The 15,781-nt window shown below is 70.0% G+C and carries 17 protein-coding genes; 9 read left to right on the top strand and 8 right to left on the bottom strand.

Features of this window, described 5'->3' with window-relative positions; genetic code table 11:
* The first annotated feature begins 30 nt into the window (after positions 1-30).
* The 4 genes from ACFYXF_RS04695 to ACFYXF_RS04680 are packed head-to-tail and all read left to right on the top strand — an operon-like array spanning position 31 to position 3,774.
* Positions 31-1,194 (top strand): acyl-CoA dehydrogenase family protein, encoded by a 1,164-nt coding sequence (locus tag ACFYXF_RS04695; protein WP_389348054.1) that lies wholly within the window; start codon positions 31-33, stop codon positions 1,192-1,194.
* Positions 1,191-2,147 carry an acyl-CoA dehydrogenase family protein gene (locus ACFYXF_RS04690; RefSeq protein WP_389348052.1) on the top strand — a complete coding sequence of 319 codons (957 nt, stop codon included), beginning with the start codon at positions 1,191-1,193 and terminating at the stop codon, positions 2,145-2,147. The genes ACFYXF_RS04695 and ACFYXF_RS04690 overlap by 4 nt, the downstream gene beginning before the upstream one ends.
* On the top strand, positions 2,144-2,587 hold the full coding sequence (locus tag ACFYXF_RS04685; protein ID WP_389348051.1) for a Zn-ribbon domain-containing OB-fold protein: 444 nt from the start codon (positions 2,144-2,146) through the stop codon (positions 2,585-2,587). Before ACFYXF_RS04690 ends, ACFYXF_RS04685 begins: the two co-directional genes overlap by 4 nt.
* On the top strand, positions 2,560-3,774 hold the full coding sequence (locus ACFYXF_RS04680) for a lipid-transfer protein (RefSeq protein WP_389348050.1): 1,215 nt from the start codon (positions 2,560-2,562) through the stop codon (positions 3,772-3,774). Before ACFYXF_RS04685 ends, ACFYXF_RS04680 begins: the two co-directional genes overlap by 28 nt.
* Positions 3,775-3,800: 26 nt before the next feature.
* On the opposite strand, the gene ACFYXF_RS04675 is transcribed toward ACFYXF_RS04680, so the two are convergent.
* Genes ACFYXF_RS04675 through ACFYXF_RS04660 form a run of 4 tightly spaced genes read right to left on the bottom strand, consistent with a single transcriptional unit; the run spans position 3,801 to position 8,456 of the window.
* Positions 3,801-5,132 (bottom strand): NtaA/DmoA family FMN-dependent monooxygenase, encoded by a 1,332-nt coding sequence (locus ACFYXF_RS04675; RefSeq protein WP_389348049.1) that lies wholly within the window; start codon positions 5,130-5,132, stop codon positions 3,801-3,803.
* Positions 5,133-5,161: 29 nt separating this feature from the next.
* A complete protein-coding gene (locus ACFYXF_RS04670; protein ID WP_389348048.1) occupies positions 5,162-6,709 on the bottom strand; it encodes an AMP-binding protein in 1,548 nt (515 codons plus the stop codon).
* Complete coding sequence (locus ACFYXF_RS04665) at positions 6,706-7,305, bottom strand: carboxymuconolactone decarboxylase family protein (RefSeq protein WP_389348047.1); 600 nt, start codon at positions 7,303-7,305, stop codon at positions 6,706-6,708. The genes ACFYXF_RS04670 and ACFYXF_RS04665 overlap by 4 nt, the downstream gene beginning before the upstream one ends.
* Positions 7,306-7,310: 5 nt before the next feature.
* The gene (locus tag ACFYXF_RS04660) at positions 7,311-8,456 is read right to left on the bottom strand and encodes an amidohydrolase family protein (RefSeq protein ID WP_389348046.1); all 1,146 of its coding nucleotides are present in this window, start codon (positions 8,454-8,456) and stop codon (positions 7,311-7,313) included.
* Between the two features lie 121 nt (positions 8,457-8,577).
* Between ACFYXF_RS04660 and ACFYXF_RS04655 the strand changes: the two genes are divergently transcribed.
* Positions 8,578-9,330 (top strand): SDR family NAD(P)-dependent oxidoreductase, encoded by a 753-nt coding sequence (locus ACFYXF_RS04655; protein WP_389348045.1) that lies wholly within the window; start codon positions 8,578-8,580, stop codon positions 9,328-9,330.
* 190 nt (positions 9,331-9,520) lie between these two features.
* On the opposite strand, the gene ACFYXF_RS04650 is transcribed toward ACFYXF_RS04655, so the two are convergent.
* Genes ACFYXF_RS04650 through ACFYXF_RS04635 form a run of 4 tightly spaced genes read right to left on the bottom strand, consistent with a single transcriptional unit; the run spans position 9,521 to position 12,247 of the window.
* Positions 9,521-10,354, bottom strand: a complete 834-nt coding sequence (locus tag ACFYXF_RS04650; RefSeq protein WP_389348044.1) for a mycofactocin-coupled SDR family oxidoreductase — start codon at positions 10,352-10,354, stop codon at positions 9,521-9,523.
* A 41-nt stretch (positions 10,355-10,395) separates the two neighbouring features.
* A complete protein-coding gene (locus ACFYXF_RS04645; RefSeq protein WP_389348043.1) occupies positions 10,396-11,178 on the bottom strand; it encodes an SDR family NAD(P)-dependent oxidoreductase in 783 nt (260 codons plus the stop codon).
* 3 nt (positions 11,179-11,181) lie between these two features.
* Positions 11,182-11,757 (bottom strand): hypothetical protein, encoded by a 576-nt coding sequence (locus ACFYXF_RS04640; protein WP_389348042.1) that lies wholly within the window; start codon positions 11,755-11,757, stop codon positions 11,182-11,184.
* Positions 11,758-11,788: 31 nt separating this feature from the next.
* Positions 11,789-12,247, bottom strand: coding sequence for a VOC family protein (locus ACFYXF_RS04635; RefSeq protein WP_389348041.1), 459 nt, complete (start codon positions 12,245-12,247; stop codon positions 11,789-11,791).
* Between the two features lie 166 nt (positions 12,248-12,413).
* Between ACFYXF_RS04635 and ACFYXF_RS04630 the strand changes: the two genes are divergently transcribed.
* The 4 genes from ACFYXF_RS04630 (at position 12,414) to ACFYXF_RS04615 (ending at position 15,770) form a co-directional block, all read left to right on the top strand.
* Positions 12,414-13,025, top strand: coding sequence for a TetR/AcrR family transcriptional regulator (locus ACFYXF_RS04630; protein ID WP_389348040.1), 612 nt, complete (start codon positions 12,414-12,416; stop codon positions 13,023-13,025).
* Between the two features lie 218 nt (positions 13,026-13,243).
* Entirely contained in the window at positions 13,244-13,966 is a 723-nt protein-coding gene (locus ACFYXF_RS04625; RefSeq protein ID WP_389348464.1) for an IclR family transcriptional regulator, read from the top strand.
* 134 nt (positions 13,967-14,100) lie between these two features.
* Positions 14,101-15,024, top strand: coding sequence for a carboxymuconolactone decarboxylase family protein (locus ACFYXF_RS04620; protein ID WP_389348039.1), 924 nt, complete (start codon positions 14,101-14,103; stop codon positions 15,022-15,024).
* The gene (locus ACFYXF_RS04615) at positions 15,021-15,770 is read left to right on the top strand and encodes an SDR family NAD(P)-dependent oxidoreductase (protein WP_389348038.1); all 750 of its coding nucleotides are present in this window, start codon (positions 15,021-15,023) and stop codon (positions 15,768-15,770) included. The genes ACFYXF_RS04620 and ACFYXF_RS04615 overlap by 4 nt, the downstream gene beginning before the upstream one ends.
* The last annotated feature ends 11 nt before the right edge of the window (positions 15,771-15,781 follow it).

The following is a 15,781-nucleotide window of genomic DNA, read 5'->3' as shown; positions in this document are numbered from 1 at the left end:
CCGGCCGGCGAGATCGGGAAGAGGTGAGCGATGGACTTGACCTGGAGCGAGGCCGAGGAGGCCTTCCGCACGGAGGCCCGCACATGGCTGGGGCTGAACCTGGCCGAGTGGCGCGAGGAACTGGGCGGACCGGTCCTGTCCGGTGACACCCGGGCGGGATTCGCCCAGCATCTGCTGTGGGAGCGCAGGCTGTACGCCGCTGGGTGGGCGGCCGTCTCCTGGGCAACCGAACACGGCGGCCGGGGCGCGTCCCCGTGGGAGTGGCTGCTGTTCGAGGAGGAGTACCACCGTGCCGGGGCGCCGCCGCGCGTCACCCAGAACGGCGTCTTCCTGCTGGCGCCCTCTCTCTACGAGTTCGGCACTCCCGCCCAGCGCGACGGCATCCTGCCCCGGATGGCCGCCGCCGACGACCTGTGGTGCCAGGGCTGGAGCGAGCCGGACGCCGGAAGCGACCTGGCCTCGGTGACGAGCACCGCCCGGCGCGTCGACGGCGGCTGGCTGCTCGACGGCCAGAAGACCTGGACCACCCGAGGAGCCTTCTGCACCCATCTGTTCGGCCTGTTCCGCACCGGCCCGACAGGGTCACGGCACCGAGGACTCACCTACCTGCTCATGCCCCTCGACACCCCCGGCGTGACGGTGCGCGGCTTCGGCCGGCTCGACGGGGACGAGGGCTTCGCCGACGTCTTCTTCGACTCGGCGTACCTCGCCGACGACGCCGTACCGGGCGGAGTCGTCCTGGGCGAGCCGGGGGAGGGCTGGAGCGTGGCGATGGCCACCACCGGCTCCGAGCGCGGACTGACGCTGCGCTCGCCGGGCCGGTTCCTGGCGAGCGCCGACCGGTTGCGGGCACTGCTCGCCGAACGGAGCGGCGGTGACGCGGTGCTGCGCCGCCGGGTGGCCGACGTGTGGATGAAGGCAGAGGCCTACCAACTCCAGACACTCCAGACGGTGACCCGGCTGACCGCGGGCGAGGCGGTGGGCGCCGAGGCCAGCCTGAGCAAGCTGTGGTGGAGCGAACTCGACATCGAACTCCACGAGATCGCCCTCGACCTGCTCGGCGAGGAGGCCGAGCGGGACAGCGCGTGGAGCAGGGCCTGGCAGTTCTCGCTCTCCGGTCCCGTCTACGCGGGCACCAACGAGATCCAGCGGAACATCGCCGCCGAACGCCTGCTGAAACTGCCGCGGCGATGAGGTTCTCCCTCACCGTCGAACAGGCGGAATTCCGGGACGCCGTAGGGGAGTTGCTGGCCAAGGAGTGCCCGCTCGCCGCCGTCCGCGCGGCCTGGGAGGCGCCCCCCGGCAGCCTCGACCGGCACGTGTGGCGGCGCCTCGACGAGATGGGCGTACAGGCCATGCTCCTGCCGGAGGCGCGGGGCGGCCTCGGCCTCGACGAGTGCGCACTCGTCCCCGTCCTCGAACAGACCGGCCGCTGCGCCCTCCCGCATCCGATCGTCGAGACCGCGATGGTGGCCGCGCCGCTGGGGGTGACCGGCTTCGTCGCCACCGATCTCGGTGGCCGGTTCGTCCCCTGCGCCGCCGACGCCGACGTACTGCTGCTGCGAGCCGACCCGACACTGCGCGCGTACCGGCCCGACGAGGTGGAGATCGTCGCTGTGACCACCGTCGACAGAGCCCGACGCGCCGCCACCGTGACGGCCGTCGGAGAGGGCACGCTCGTCACCGACGATCCCGCCGACATCGCCGCCGCCGAACTGCGGGGCGCCCTCGGCACGGCGGCCCAACTCGTGGGGCTGAGCCGTCGCATGCTCGACCTCACCGTCGCCCACGTCACCCAGCGCCATCAGTTCGGTGTGCCGGTCGGCTCGTTCCAGGCGGTGAAGCACCATGCCGCGAACGCGCTGACGCGGATCGAGTTCGCCGCTCCGGTGGTACTGCGGGCCGCGTACTCCCTGGCCTCCCGGGCGCCGACGGCGGGCCGCGACGTGTCGATGGCCAAGGCCCTGGCCTCCGACGCCGCCGCCATGACCGGCAGGACCGCGCTCCAGTGCCATGGCGCGATGGGCTACACCGTCGAGCACGACCTGCACCTGCTCATGAAGCGGACGTGGGCGCTGACCCGCGCGTGGGGCGACCGGGCCCACCACGCGGAGGTCGTCGCCACAGCCCTGGAAGGGGAGCGATGAGGACGAGAGTGCCGGCGCTGGGCGCCGAAGGCTGGTTCACCGAGGACGGCGGTATCGCCCTGATCGGCGGCAGGTGCACGGCCTGCGGCACGGTCGCGTTCCCGGCGGCACGCTCCCTGTGCGGGAACCCCGCCTGCGACGGACGCGAGTTCGAAGAGGCGCGGCTCGGCCCCAGGGGCACGGTGTGGAGCTACACGGACCTGCGCTACCAGCCACCGCCCCCCTTCGTCGCGGCCACCGAGCCGTACGAGCCGTGCGCGCTGCTCGCCGTGGAGGTCGACGGCAGCGGTCTGGTGGTCCTCGGCCAGGCGGTGGCCGGCGTACAGGTCGCCGACCTGCGGGTGGGCACCCGCGTCGAACTCGTCGTGGACACACTCTTCAGCGACGACGACCACGACTACACCATCTGGAAATGGCGCCCGACGGGGGAGACGCAATGACCGACGTGATCGTGGCCGGAGCCGGCATGACCCGGTGGGGCAAATGGGGCCGTCCCTTCGTCGAGTACGGCGTCGAGGCCGCCACGGAGGCACTCGCCGACGCAGGCGTCGACTGGCGCGACGTCCAGTTCGTCGCCGCCGGAGAGACCGTCCGCAACGGCTACGCGGGATACGTCGCCGCTTCGACGCTCGCCCGGGCGCTGGGCTGGTCGGGCGCCCAGATCGCGACCGCCTACGGCGCCTGCACCTCCGGCGTCATGGCGCTCGACGTGGCCCGCGCGCGCATTCTCGCCGGGCTGTGCGACATCGCCCTGGTCGTCGGGGCCGACACCACGCCCAAGGGGTTCCTGGCGCCCAACGCGGGAGACCGCCCGGACGACCCCGACTGGCTCCGCTTCCGGCTGCTCGGCGCGACGAACCCGGCGTACTTCGCCCTCGCGGCCCGCAGGCGCATGGACCTGTACGACGCGACCGCCGACGACTTCGCCGCGGTCAAGGTGAAGAACGCCCGCCACGGCCTGGCCAACCCCCGCGCCCGCTACCGCAAGGAGGTCACCGCCGAGGACGTGCTCACCTCACCGGTCGTCTCCGATCCGCTGCACCTGCTCGACATCTGTGCCACCTCCGACGGCGGTGCGGCCCTGGTGCTGATGAACGAGGCCAAGGCCCGTCAACTAGCCGGTACGACAAGGGCGGTGCGCATCCGGGGGGTCGCCAGCGTCACGCCGGCCTACCCGAACACGGTGCTCGAACTGCCGGACATGGCCACCGACTCTTCCCTCGTCGTGCCCCAGCCGGCGCGGTCCTACATGGACTCCATCGGCGACGCGGCCTACGACCAGGCGGGTCTGGGCCCCGACGACGTCGACCTCGCCGAGGTGTACGACCTGGCGACGGCACTCGAACTCGACTGGTACGAACACCTCGGCTTCTGCGCTCCAGGCGAGGCCGAGAAGCTGCTGCGCGACGGCGAGACCGCGATCGGGGGGCGGCTCCCGGTGAACCCGAGCGGAGGGCTCGCCTGTTTCGGAGAGGCGGTGCCCGCGCAGGCCATCGCTCAGGTCTGCGAGATCGTCTGGCAGCTGCGGGGGCTGGCCGGCGCCCGTCAGGTCGAGGGCGCCCGAGTCGGCATCACCGCCAACAAGGGCCTGTTCGGGCATGGTTCGGCGGTCGTCCTCAGCACCTGAGGACGACCGCCGCGAAGAACGGGGCCCTACCGCGCGGGAACCGGCAGCCCCAGGTTGCCGCGCAGGGTCTCGGACTCGTACTCGGTACGGAACCGGCCGCGTCGCTGCAGCTCGGGCACGACGAGGTCGGCGAAGCGCTCGAAGTCGTCGGGCAGCAGCGGCGGCTGGATCAGCAGGCCGTCGCAGGCCTCCTCGTCGACCCACTGTTCGATGACGTCGGCCACCTCCGCGGCGCTCCCCGTGACCTCCGGGTGGCCCCGGCCGGCCGAGAAGTGGCGCAGCAGGCCACGTACGGTCATCTCCGGGTTCTCGGTGCGGATCTTCTGGACGGCGTGGAAGAAGCCGGTGTTGCGGGCCTTGTCGCGCCACGGCTCCAGATCGGGGATCGGGCCGTCGAGGTCGTAGCCGCTGAGATCGATGTCGCTGATGTAGCGGATCTCGCCGATCGAGGCCCGCGGGTCCAGACAGTCCATCATCCGTTCCCGTAGTCCCCGCGCCTCTTCGGCGGTGTGGCCGACGTAGGTGCTCAGGCCCGGCAGAACCCGGACTGTCTCCGGATCTCGTCCCGCTCGGGCCACGCGGTCCTTGATGTCCTTGTAGAACAGCTTCGCCGACTCCAGGTTCGGCTGGACCGTGAAGACGACGTCGGCGATGTCCGCCGCCAGTGACCGGCCGATGTCGGACATGCCGGCCTGGACGATGACCGGGCGGCCCTGCGGTGGGCGGGGCTGGTTGAGGGGGCCGCTCAGCCGGTAGTACTTGCCTTCACGGCTCGGTGGCCGGGCGCCCTCCATCGACACGAACCGGCAGTCCTCCTTGTCTCGGGGGAAGGAGTCCTCGTGCCAGCCGTCCCAGAAGTCGAAGGCACACGCGACGACTTCGCGCGCGTGCTCGTACTGCGCTTCCTTGTCCGCGAGGGGCGCGGTCGTGAGCGACTTCTGCACCCGCAGTTGCGTGGTGACGACGTTCCAGCCCGCCCGGCCGTTCGACAGCAGGTCGAGCGAGCCCATCACCCGGGCGATCTGGTACGGGCCGTGGACGGAGGCGGACACGGTGGCCACGAGCCCCAGGTGCCGGGTGTACGTGGACAGCGCGGCCAGCAGCGTCATCGGCTCCAGCAGGCCGTACGGGGTGCGTTCGAAGACCTCGGGTGTGTGGTGGTCGGCGCCGATCGGCCCGAGCAGGTCCGCCAGGAACAGGAAGTCGAACTTGGCCCGTTCCGCGGTCTCGACCAGGCGCCGGAAGAAACCGAGGTCCATATGGGCGCGTGGGTCGCAGTCCGGGTGCCGCCATGCGGCCTGATGGGCTCCGGGCGCCAGTCCCAGGACGCCGAGATGTACCGCCTTCTTCGCCGGCATTCCCGCCTCCGAATCGTGTGTAGGTGCGGCTAGTTCACTGATCGCTCCCGGTCCCCCCAGTACCGGGCGCGCAGGGCCTTCTTGTCGGGCTTGCCGAGGGGGCTGAGCGGGATCGCTTCGGCGAAGTCGAGGGATTTCGGGGCGTGCAGCGAGCCGAGACGATCCCTCACGTACCGGATGAGCGTGTCCTCGGTGACGTCCTCGTGGCCGGGCCGCCGGACCACGACCGCTTTCACGGCTTCCCCCCAGCGCTCGTCGGGGACGCCGACGACCGCCACGTCGCCGACGGCCCTGTGCCTGGCCAGGCAGTCCTCGATCTCGCGCGGATAGATGTTGAACCCGCCGGAGAGGATCAGGTCCTTCTTCCGGTCGACGACGTACAGGAAGCCGTCCTCATCCTCGGTCGCCACATCTCCGGTGTGCAGCCAGCCGCCCTCCAGCGCCGCTGCCGTCTCGGCCGGGCGGTCCTTGTAGCTCTCCAACGCCACGAGGGGGCCGCGGACGCAGATCTCGCCGGGTTCCCCGCGCTCCACCGCCTTGTTGTTGTCGTCGAGGAGTTGGACCTCGATGCCGGGCACCGGCCGCCCGCACGAGGCGAGCCGCCGTGGCACGCTCAGGTCGTGGTCCTCCTTGCGCAGGACGGCCACGGTCATCGGCGCCTCCGTCTGCCCGTAGAACTGGAAGAAGACCGGCCCGAAGACCCCGACCGCCTCGGCCAGGCGGGTCGGCGAGCAGGGGGCCGCGCCGTAGAAGACCGTCTCGATGCCGCTCAGGTCCGCGTCGGCCAGTGACGGTTCGTCGAGGAGCCGGTAGAGCTGGGTCGGTACGAGAAGCGCCGAGGTCACCGATTGCTCCGCGACCGCCGTGAGCCAGGCGTCGGGGGAGAAGCCCCTCTGCAGTACGACCGAGCCGCCCCGGGCGAACACCGGCGGCAGCAGCGTTCCCGCAGCGTGCTGGAGCGGGGTCGACAGGAGGAGGCGTACGTCGTCTGGCCACTGCCAGTGCTCCGACATCGTCGCCGCCGCGAACGCCTGCGCGGCGGGCGACATGATGATGCCCTTCGGGCGACCGGTGGTGCCGCCCGTGTAGACGAGTGCCTTCGGAACCCGCACCGGTCCGGTCTCCGGCGGCCCGGGCGGCTCGGCCGACGCCGCCGCGAGCAGGTCGAAACCGATGCCGGCCGGGCCGAACGAGGCGAGCGTGCGCAACGGGACCTCGGCCCGCAGCGCACCGACCGTGTCCTCGTGTCCGGGCTCGAAGACGATCCCGCTCAGTTCGGCGTCTTGCAGGATGAACGCGTGCTCGTGGACCGGTCCGAGCGTGTGGAGCGCGGTCGTGCGGACGCCGACAAGCTGCGCGGCCGTCCTGACGAAGAACAGTTCGGGCCGGTTGCCGGACAGCAGAGCGAGTCCGTCACCGGGCCGGACACCCTGCGACAGCAGGGCCCGGGCGATCCGGTGGACCGAGTCGAGCACCTCGCGGTAGCTGATCGTGGTGCCCTCGAAGAAGAAGCACGGCCGATCCCCGTGGGCGGCGAGGGAGGCGAGAACCGGCAGGCGCACGCCAGCGTCCGTCACGGCGGTGTCACCTCCTCACAGCGCTCAGGGACGGCGTCGTACTCCAACTGCAGCGAGCGGCACAGCAGTCCGAACATCACGTACTGGGCCGCGATGTACCCGGCCTCGACGACGGCGGCCTCGGAGAAGTGCTCGCGGAGCCGCTCGTAGGTGGCGTCCTGCGAGCGGCCGCCACCGAGCGAGATCTCGTCGGTGAGGGCGAGCAGTGCGCGCTCCTGCGGGGTGAACACGATGGACGTGGTCCACACCGGAATCTCGTCTGCCTTGTCCTCCGGGTAGCCGGTGGCGCGCAGGAACTTGCGGTGCTGCGAGTACTCGAACCTGCTCTCGACGTTGAACGCCGCCCGTACGATCACCAGTTCGCGTTGCGCTCGGTCGAGTTCGCGCGTGGTGGACCGGACGAAGTCGCCGGCGAACGTCCGTGCGTGCACGATGACCTCGGGCACGTGCGCGAGCACCGTCCAGAAGTCACCCGGAGATCCCGTCGCCGTACCGGGCTCGGCGACGGGATCACGGCCGGGGGAGAAGACCGCGTCGTAGATCGCCCGGACCTGCGGCGGGGCGTTCTCCCGGGAGACGGGTTTCAGGCGGGCCACGGTACTCAGCGCGGCGCGAGCGCGTCGGCGCTCGCCATCTTCCAGTTGAAGACCCGCTCGGCGTTGCCGTGAGTGATCGCGTCGATCTCGGCCTGGGAGCAGCCGGCCTCGCGGAACGTCATCTCCGCCGACTCCTGGCTCTCGGGCCACGTGGTGTCGTTGTGCGGATAGTCGCACTCCCACATGATCCGGTCGACGCCGATGTCGTCGCGGTACCGCAGACAGGTGGGCTCCTCCAGCATGCAGAGGTACATGTTCCTGCGGAAGATCTCCGAGGGGAGGATGTCGTCGGTGTTGTTGTAGACCCTGTGGCGCACCCAGAACCGGTCCGCGCGCTCCAGCGCGTTCGGGATCCACCCGATACCGCCTTCCGCGAAGACGAACTTCAGCCCGGGGAACTTCCGGCACACCGGGCTCATCATCAGGTTCACCGACGACATGATCGAGCCGACGTGCAGGAGCGAGAAGGTGAGCACCTCGGGTGCGTCCGGCGTCGGTTCGGGCCGCCAGCTGCTGGTGCCGATGTGCAGGCACATCACGATGTCGCGTTCCTCGCAGGCTCGCCAGATCGGGTCCCAGTACGGCTCCCAGTACGAGGGCAGACCGAGCGGTACCGAGTTCTCGGGGAACGAGATCGCGCGGGCGCCGAGGTCGGCGCACCGGTGGATCTCCTGTGCCGCCTTCTCCGGATCCCACAGTTGGCAGATGATCGTCGGCACATAGAGGCCGGGTGGTCCGGCCGGACACCACTCGTCGATGATGAAGTCGTTGTAGGCCCGGACGCAGACGTCGGAGAGTTCCTTGTCGTCGAAGGTGAGGAACAGGGTGCCGGAGAACCGCGGGAGCGAGGGGAACAGCACCGACGCGTAGATGCCGTCGGACAGCAGGTCCTTGGCACGCTCGGCAGGGTCGTAGCATCCCGCGCGCATGTCGGAGAACCGGACGGGGTCCAGGTTGACCTGGTCGCGGGGGCGGCCGACCACGGCGCTCAGGCCCATCGTCTCGCCGCGCGTCCCGGCGTAGACCCAGTATTCGCGGCCGTCCTCCTGGATCACCCGCGGTGCGTCTTCGCGGAACTTGGCGGGCACGCGGTCCTGCCACAGATGGGCGGGTTCGATGATGTGGTCATCTGCGCTGAACAGCTTGAGCATGACTACCTCGTCAGTCGTGAGTTCGTGCGCCGGTATTGCCACGGTGGGGCTGACTACCGCAATTTTAGTAGGTACTCATACTATCGGCAACCCGAGCATCTGTTTGGGGAGGGGATCTGCTGTGAGACTTCTCGGTACGGCCGCCGTCATCACGGGGGCAGGACGGGGTCAAGGTGCGGCGACGGCCGCACTGTTCGCCGCGGAGGGCGCGTCGGTCGTGGTCGGCGACATCGACCTCGACGCGGCGACACGAACGGCGAAGACCGTTGCCGACGCCGGCGGGACGGCGATCGCGGTGCACGCGGACGTGAGCACCGCGAACGGAGCCGAGGCACTGATCGAGGCGGCGAGCGAGAACTTCGGGCGGCTGGACGCCCTGGTGAACAACGCGGGCGTCGCGCTCTTCAAACAGATCGAGGACATCACCGAGGAGGAGTGGGACCGCGTTGTCGACATCGACCTGAAGAGCGTGTTTCTCACCTGCCGGGCCGCGATCCCGCTGATGCGGGCCACCGGCGGCGGCAGCGTCGTCAACGTCGCCTCAGCCGCCGCAATGAAACCGATCCGGCTCCAGACCGCCTACGCGGCGGCCAAGGCGGGCGTCGTGCAGTTCACCCGCGCCCTCTCGCTGGACGTCGGCGGCTACGGGATCAGGGCGAACTGCGTCTGCCCGGGCCCCATCGACACCGAGATGCTGCACGCGTCCCTGTCCGAACTTGCGAGTCCCTACGACGCCTCACGGCTCCCCCTCGGACGCATCGGGAAGCCCGCCGAAGTCGGCGCGGTGAGCCTGTTCCTGTGCTCGCCCGAAGCCTCGTACATGACGGGAGCGGTGCTCACGGTCGACGGCGGGACGTCGGTCGGAACCCGCTGAAACGGGCCCGGATTCAGAGCGGTTCGAAGACGGTGGCGCATCCGGGTCAGCAGGACAGGCCCCACCGGCGGGCCACCAGCTCGGCGGCGTGTACGTCGGCCCGCTCGCCGATGGGTGCGGATGGTGTCCACAATGACGGCTTCGGGTATGAGGCAACTCCGGGTGAGGCCGAACTAGGCTGGGGACAGGGCTACTTGGCGGTCAGGCCGGCGTCGACCGGCAGGGCGACTCCGGTGATGAAGCGGGCCTCCTCGGAGGCGAGGAACAGCACCGCGTTCGAGATGTCGACCGGATCGACCCAGGGGATCGGCAGCAGGTGCAGATGGACGGCCGCCTCGGCCATGTCCTCCCGCGTCGGGTTCTCCAGGTCCGGGCGGAACCTCCGGTAGAGCCGGTCCGTATGGATCATCGCCGTGTCCACGTTGGTGGGGTGGACGCTGTTCACGCGGATCGACTCGGCGCCCAGCTCTGTCGCGAGCGTCCGCATGAGCCCGACCAGGCCATGCTTGGCCGCCACGTAGTGGCCGACGTTCGCGAAGGGCTTCAGGCCGGCGGCCGAACTCGTGAGAATGATCGAGCCGCCGCGTCCACCGGCCCTGAGGTGGGGGACGGCGGCTTTGCAGGTGCGCCACACCCCGTTGAGATTGACGTCCATCATGTCGAGCCACATGTCCTCGGTGAGCTGGTCGACCGGGTCCATCTGCGTGGTGATGCCCGCGTTGGCGCACACGATGTCGAGCCGCCCGAGCCGGGCGACGCCCTCGTCGAGCGCCGCCCCGAGCCCGTCGTAGTCCCGTACGTCCGCCTTCGCGGCGACGATTCGGCGGCCCCGGGCCTCGACCTGCCTGACGGTCTCCGCCAGGTCCTCCTCGGTGGCCGGACCGTACGGCGCGCCCGGGATCTTCTCGAGCACGTCGATCGCGATGATGTCCGCGCCTTCCTCCGCCAGCCGGACCGCGTGCGACCGGCCCTGTCCGCGCGCCGCGCCGGTGATGAAGGCGACCTTGCCCTCGACTCTTCCCATGACACCTCGATCGGTCGTCGGAACAGTGCGTCGAGCCGCGGCTACACCATCGTCGAGGTCCAGCCGCCGTCGATCGTGATCACGTCACCGGTGTGGTAGGCGGCGACGTCGCTCGCGAGGTAGACCACCGCGCCGGCGATCTCGGCCGGCGACCCGTAGCGCGGAATCGGCGATCGGCTGGCCAATTGGCCGGCGAAGGGCCGTGAGCCGTCGTCCTTGGCGATGTACCCCGGGTTGATCACATTGGCCCGGATGCCGTGTCGCCCGAACTCGACGGCCACGCTCTTGACGAGCCCGACCAGGGCGGCCTTGGCCGCGCCGTAGTGGGCGGTGCCGACGGCCCCGTGGTCCGTGGCCAGGCTGCCGGTGACCACGACCGAGCCGCCGGGGTCGCCGCTCTCGGCGCGGGACACCATGTGCCGGAGCCCGCAGCCGATCGTGCTCCAGGTGCCGTCCAGGACCGCGCCGAACTGAGCGGCCTTGGCCTCCGGCCCGAGGTCGAGGAACGGGCCCGCCGGCAGGAGGTTCCCGGCGTTGGCGAACACGCAGTCGACGCGTCCCAGTGCCGCGACGACGCCAGCGAACCCCTCCTCGACCTGGTCGGCCACGGAGATGTCCACGCTCGCCGTGTGGATCGGGGGCCCGATCTTCCCCAGTGCCTCGGCCGCCGCGTCGTTGCGGTCGTTCCGTCGGCCCCAGACGGCCACCGCGGCGCCTGCCTGAGCGAGCGCCTTCGCCGCAGCCAGCCCGATCCCGCTGTTGCCCCCGGTTACCAGGGCTACCTTCCCCGTGAGGTCCAAGGGATGCCGTGTGCCCTCCGCCATGGCTCACGCCTCCAGCGGGCGCTGCGCCTGGAGCTCGATGAGCTGGCCGAAGGGGAACAGGCCCGCGCCGATGACATCGGTGTGCACGAACGCCTGGTCGACCTCGGCGGCGAGGGCGGGAAGCGCGACCGGCGCGGACGGGTGCACGGTCACGCGCCCGGCGAGTTCTGCGGGCAGTGACTTCCGCAGGCGGTCGACAACGTCCGCCAGCGCCTCGAAAGTCGGGTACCGCAGTCCGAAGTGGGTGACGTCGCCGGGCTTCGACCGCACCTCGTCATGGCGCGCGATCGCGGTCCGCAGCTCCTCGCTGTCCCGCATCAGACGCGCGAGGACGTCGTCGAGCTGCCGTTGGGGCTCGCGGAACTCCGAGATGTACAGGACGTTGTTGAGCGCGTCGCGGTCGCTCGGGCCGGCGAAGACACCCAGGAGACGCCGGCTCGCGCCGAACACGTCCGTGAGGTCGACGACGGTGCAGCCCAGGGTCTCGAAGAAGAGCGTCGCGAGCTCGCCCTCGCCGGGCCGGTGCAACAGCTCCACGTGGTTGAGGAAATGGGCGTCGAACGTGGTGACAGGCGGCATGGCGACCACTCCTTGTCTGGGGCGCGGAGTTCTATGAACTGCCCGCCGGTGGCTGGATCAGTTCGACGGTCGTGCCGTCCGGATCATGGGTGTAGACGGCCTTTCCGCCGGCCCGGGGTCCGCTCTCGATGACGGCGGCCGGGCCGACAGCGTGGAATCCGTGGGACTCCAGGACCGAGAGCACCTGATCCAGGTCGTCGACCATGAACGCCACGTGCCACGAACCGACGTCGCACGGGCGTGGTCTGAGCACATGACGCTCCACCGGACCGACGTACTCGATGAGTTCGATGCTGTGCCCGTGGCCGTCCAGCATCGCCACGCGAAGATCGGCTCCGGGTACGCCGGTCGCTCTCGCGGCGAAAACCCCGTCCGCTTCTGCACGGAAGAGGACGTCGAACCCGAGTGCGCCGTTCCAGAAGGCGAGTGAACGGTCGAGGTCGGCGACGGTGATCCCGGTGTGCGCCAACCGGAGGGCCGGATGCGTCATGTCAGCAGATAGTAGGTACTCCGATAATCGGCGGTCAATAGGTGGGGAGGGTGCCTCTCGGTCCGGCCTTCCTTGCCGACGAGCCCCAGGTCACCGTGCCCGCGCTGCTAGCGTGGGGCCGGTCCCTGCGTGCTGGTTGGGGACACCGGACGACATGGAGGGACAGGTGGCGAGGCCCGCGGAGGGACGGCAGCCGGCCGCTCCGATGTCGAACAGCCAGGCCGCCCGACGGGTACGCATCCTGCGTGCCGCCTCCGAACTCGGCGCCCGCGAGGGGCTCGCCAGCGTGCAGATGCACGACGTGGCCAAGGAAGCCGGCGTCGCCATCGCCACGCTGTACCGCTACTTCCCCTCCAAGCCCTACCTGTTCCTGGCGGTCCTGGAGTGGTACATCGAGCAGTTCCTGGGGGATCGCGACCCTGTGGGCGCCGCCGGTGAACCGGCGGACCCGGCGTCCGAGGTGGCGGAGACGCTCGCCGCGCTGACCGGCAAACTGCTGGAGACCCCACTGCTCGCCTCGGCGGTCGCGCTGTCGTCGTTCACCGAGTACGCGGGCACCGCGTCGGCCGGGATCGACGTCGTCGAGGGCGCCCTGGGGCAGCGGCTGCTGCACCTGCTCGGAGGCCACGACGAGGACGCTGCGGCCGACTGCAGCAGGGTGCGGCTGCTGGTGTACAGCTGGTGGGGCCTGTTCGTGGGGGCGCTCACCCAGGAGCTCACCACCGAGCAGGCGGGCGCGGACCTGCGCCTGGCGGTGAGGCTGATCCTCGCGCCGTAAAGCGCGCGGTGCCGCCGAACCGGCGTGTACGCGGTGGTGTTGCCGGGTTCAATCCGGCCGTGCACGCCCCTTGGTGAGCGGTCTGCGCCGTTGGTACCTTGACGCCGAACCAAACTAGAATTGATTTCAGTTTGAGCAGAGAGGCGCCGACGATGACGTCTGCCCTTCGCCTGAACTCGCGTACTCCCGAGAGCAATCGGCAAGCGCTGCCGCCTTCGATGATGGAACGCGTCACGCTGATCATGGACCTCTTCGAACGTCCTCAGACCCACCTGCCGCTCGAAACGGTCTCCCGCCGGACCCACCTGCCGCGTTCGACCACCCATCGGATCCTGGACCAACTGGTCCGGCTCGACTGGCTGCGTCACACGGTGGCCGGGTACACGCTGGGACCACGGGCGCTCGGTCTGGGCGGGCGCGAGATCGGGCACAGCACGCTGCGGGCCGCAGCCGCACCTCAGCTGCTCGACCTGGCCCTGCGGACGAAGATGGTCGTGCACCTCGCGGTGCTCGAAGGCCCGGAGATCTACTACCTCGACAAGGTGGGAGGCCGGGCGGCCGTCGACATCCCGTCAAGGGTCGGAGGGCGGGCGGTGGCCCACTGCACCGGGCTCGGCAAGGCCATGCTCGCCTGGCTGAGCCCCGAGGAGATCGACGCCCGCTACGAGCAGGTCATCGAGTGCCGCACCGCGCACAGCATCAGTCGCCTCGACGACCTCCACCGGGAACTGCGTACCGTACGCCGTCGAGGTGGACTGGCGATCGACCGGGGCGAGTGCTTTCCGCAACTCGGCTGTGTCGGCCTGGCACTGTGCGGCCCTGACGGACCGATCGGGGCGATCTCGGTCGTCGGCAGCGGCCGCTCCCCACTGGAATTCGTCGCGCCGCTCGTCGTGAACGCCGTGCGGGCCGTGTCCGAGGATCTCTTCGGCGCCGCGTAACCATCGTCCTCGCAGGTCGCGGCCCGTGCGCTTCCACTGAGTGGGAGCAAGCGGGCGGTGTTTCGTGACCAGAACTACGGTTCCCTGTCGTGAACGGCCGTGACTTGTCCGGCGCTGACGAAGGAGTGACGTCGATGACGACGATCATGACGCAAGCCGAACGCCACGAGGCCTGTGCGCGCATTCGTGCGGAACTGGGAATCGACCGCATGGGCAGCGGGCCCGACGCGCCACCCCTCCCGCCGCCCTCGCGGGACGAGACGGTCACCGCAGGGGCCGCGCTGCCCGTCGAGGCGGAGATCCACGGCGCGCAACTGCTGGAGTACGAGGTGTGGTCGCGTCCCGGGCTCGATCTGCGCACCCGTAGCTTTCTCACCCTGGCCGCCCTGACCGCGCTGGGACACGTCCGCCAACTGCGCCGGCATGTCAACAGTGCCCTCAACCTCGGCATCACCCCCGACGAGATACACGAGTTGTTCCTGCACGTCGGCAACTACGCCGGGCTGCCCACCTGGGAGAACGCAATGCCGGTGGCCCGCGAGGTCTTCGTCCTGAGGGGAATCCTGCCCGCAGGAGACGGCGTGACCGTCGATCCGAAGCCCGCCATGACACGTGAGGAGCGACGCGCCGCCCGGGACCGGATCGTCGCTGCCCTCAACCTCGGCAGGGTGGGCCGAGGGGCCGACGCCCCCGTGCTCAAGGGGTTGCCCGGCGGGCTCACCAACTGGTCGATGGGCGAGGGCACACCACTGCCCAAGGACATCGTCGATCTGGCGGCCGACCACGGCTTCGGTGAGATCTGGGGGCGGCCCGGGCTGGAGATACGGATCCGCAGTCTCATCACCTTGGCCGTGCTGCAGGTCCTGTACGAGACCAACGAGATGCAGATCCACATGAACAACGCGCTCAACATCGGAATCTCCGCCGAGGAACTCTGCGAAGCGCTCTTCCATGTCGGGCTCTACGGCGGCTACTCGGGCTGGCACTCCGCCGCACTGATCGCCGACGACGTGTTCGCGCAGCACGCGACAGCCCAGGAGCCAGAGGCAGGGACATGAGGGCCGGACCGAGACTCGACGGCAAGGTGGCGGTGATCACCGGCGCCGGGCGGGGTCTGGGGAAGGCCATGGTGCAGGTGTTCGTACGCGAGGGCGCCAAGGTCCTGGCGGTCGATGTCAGCGGCGCACAGAAAGCCGTCGCCGCCGAATTCGGCCCCGATGTCGTTCCGTTGCACGCCGACGTCGGCCAGGAGGACGCGATTCGGGCGATGTTCGCCCATGCCCTGAGCACCTTCGGCCGGGTCGACGCCCTTCTCAACGTCGCGGGCACCCTGCCGCAGGTGCCGCCGGTGGTCAGCGCCGAGGAACACGACCGGATGACGGTCGTGAACCTGCGCGGTGTGCTCCTGTGCTGCAAGTACGGGATCGAGGCGATGGTCGCGGGAGGCGGCGGCGCCATCGTCAATGTGACCACCGTCGGGGCCCTGGGCGCCGAGGCCATGGCGTCCGCGCCCTATTCGGCGGCCAAGGCAGGCGTCCATTCCCTGACCAAGTCCTTCGCCGTCCAGTACGCGGCTCAGGGCATCAGGGTCAACGCGTTGGCCTCCGGCTTCGCGAACACCGAGCGGATGCGCGGACTCTCGCCCGAGGTCCTGAGCTACATGGCCGGCAAATCCGTCCTGGGGCGCATGGCCGAACCACGTGAACACGCCGAAGTTGCGGCGTTCCTTGCCTCGGACGCGGCGTCCTTCATCACCGGCGCTGTGATTCCGGTCGACGGAGGCTGGTCGGCCCGGCTCGCCTGACATCCCAGAAA

Source organism: Streptomyces sp. NPDC002680 (assembly GCF_042889145.1).
Lineage (GTDB): Bacteria > Actinomycetota > Actinomycetes > Streptomycetales > Streptomycetaceae > Streptomyces > Streptomyces adonidis.
The sequence above is the reverse complement of the archived record's forward strand: the minus strand, read 5'-3'. Positions and strand labels throughout refer to the sequence as shown.

Excerpts from the sequence above, each read along its gene's own strand:
- ACFYXF_RS04695 (WP_389348054.1), top strand. The coding sequence starts at position 31 with ATGGACTTGACCTGGAGCGAGGCCGAGGAGGCCTTCCGCACGGAGGCC.
- ACFYXF_RS04690 (WP_389348052.1), top strand. The coding sequence starts at position 1,191 with ATGAGGTTCTCCCTCACCGTCGAACAGGCGGAATTCCGGGACGCCGTA.
- ACFYXF_RS04685 (WP_389348051.1), top strand. The coding sequence starts at position 2,144 with ATGAGGACGAGAGTGCCGGCGCTGGGCGCCGAAGGCTGGTTCACCGAG.
- ACFYXF_RS04680 (WP_389348050.1), top strand. The coding sequence starts at position 2,560 with ATGGCGCCCGACGGGGGAGACGCAATGACCGACGTGATCGTGGCCGGA.
- ACFYXF_RS04675 (WP_389348049.1), bottom strand. The coding sequence starts at position 5,132 with ATGCCGGCGAAGAAGGCGGTACATCTCGGCGTCCTGGGACTGGCGCCC.
- ACFYXF_RS04660 (WP_389348046.1), bottom strand. The coding sequence starts at position 8,456 with ATGCTCAAGCTGTTCAGCGCAGATGACCACATCATCGAACCCGCCCAT.
- ACFYXF_RS04650 (WP_389348044.1), bottom strand. The coding sequence starts at position 10,354 with ATGGGAAGAGTCGAGGGCAAGGTCGCCTTCATCACCGGCGCGGCGCGC.
- ACFYXF_RS04645 (WP_389348043.1), bottom strand. The coding sequence starts at position 11,178 with ATGGCGGAGGGCACACGGCATCCCTTGGACCTCACGGGGAAGGTAGCC.
- ACFYXF_RS04640 (WP_389348042.1), bottom strand. The coding sequence starts at position 11,757 with ATGCCGCCTGTCACCACGTTCGACGCCCATTTCCTCAACCACGTGGAG.
- ACFYXF_RS04635 (WP_389348041.1), bottom strand. The coding sequence starts at position 12,247 with ATGACGCATCCGGCCCTCCGGTTGGCGCACACCGGGATCACCGTCGCC.
- ACFYXF_RS04625 (WP_389348464.1), top strand. The coding sequence starts at position 13,244 with ATGATGGAACGCGTCACGCTGATCATGGACCTCTTCGAACGTCCTCAG.
- ACFYXF_RS04620 (WP_389348039.1), top strand. The coding sequence starts at position 14,101 with ATGACGACGATCATGACGCAAGCCGAACGCCACGAGGCCTGTGCGCGC.
- ACFYXF_RS04615 (WP_389348038.1), top strand. The coding sequence starts at position 15,021 with ATGAGGGCCGGACCGAGACTCGACGGCAAGGTGGCGGTGATCACCGGC.